The organism is Oleiphilus sp. HI0079, from assembly GCF_001635105.1.
Genome location: NZ_LWFT01001288.1, coordinates 1 through 1121, shown reverse-complemented (window position 1 = coordinate 1121; position 1121 = coordinate 1). Strand labels below are relative to the sequence as shown.

The window sequence follows — 1121 nt, the reverse complement described above, 5'->3', positions numbered from 1 at the left end:
CCAAATGCTGCGTTAATCGCGTCTGCCACTACGCCCGTAGGTTCGCCGCCACCGTTCGGGCTTAGGCAGTTCCAGTAAAATGTGTGGTTCCAAATCTGCGCAGAGTTGTTGAAAACAGGGCCAGAAGAAGTCTTGATGATCTCTTCAAGAGACTTACCTTCAAACTCTGTACCTGGGATCATGCCATTAAGCTTGTCGACATACGTTTTGTGATGTTTGCCGTGGTGAAATTCAAGCGTCTCTTGTGAAATGTGAGGCGCAAGCGCGTCGATTGCATATGGAAGTTCTGGTAGTTCGATAGCCATTAGGCGTCTCCAATGTTGTGTTGGTTATTCTGGGTGTTCAATTTTTGAGACTTGGGATGTTATCACCAAGTCTTTTGCGCATCTATGTTGTAAATGTTGCGGTTGCGACAGTTCAGATACGCAGATGGTCGCGCTTTGTATTACATTGAGGCGTTTATACGCTTTTCAACTGTCTAAATTCAGGATAAGGCTCAAGGTGCTGGACGATATTCTGTACGCGCCAGCGGAGCTCTTCATAGCTTGGTGCGCTCACGTTTATGTGCCCCAGCTTTCTTCCCGGCCGCTCTTCTTTTCCATAGAGGTGAACTTGTGCATAGGGAAGGCGCAGTACGCTTTCAATGTCGCCCTTGTGCCCAATAAGGTTAATCATACAGCATGGCTGGTTGGCTTCGGTGTCTCCCAGCGGGAGGTCTGCAATTGCGCGCACATGATTTTCGAACTGGCTGCTCATGGCCCCAAGCATGCTCCAATGGCCGGAGTTATGGACACGAGGTGCCATTTCATTTGCAATCAGGCCTGATTCGGTTTCAAAAAGCTCAAGGGTTAGCACGCCCACGTGACCAAGCTCTTCCAATAGCTCTTTGATATAAAGGCTTGCTTCAGCAGTGATGTGTTCTGCAACCTTTGGCGCAGGCGCTGTCGAATAGCGCAAGATGCCATCGTTATGCTGGTTTTCAGCCAATGGGTAAACTTTTAGTTCGCCAGAGGCGCTTCGTATGGCAATGATCGATAGCTCGCGAGAGAAGTGAATAAATTCCTCTGCTATTAAAGTGCGGCCCCCTATCTCGGCCCAAGCTTTAGCTACATCTTCGGTCT

Annotated in this window: 1 protein-coding gene and 1 pseudogene; both read right to left on the bottom strand. The window is 49.0% G+C overall.

Translation table 11 applies throughout. The features are described 5' to 3' along the window. A pseudogene (locus tag A3750_RS22495) lies at positions 1-305 on the bottom strand (superoxide dismutase [Fe]); the annotation flags it as partial. Positions 306-459: 154 nt separating this feature from the next. Beyond that, on the bottom strand, positions 460-1121 hold a 662-nt coding region (locus tag A3750_RS22490), incomplete at its 5' end, for an ATP-grasp domain-containing protein (RefSeq protein ID WP_156498847.1).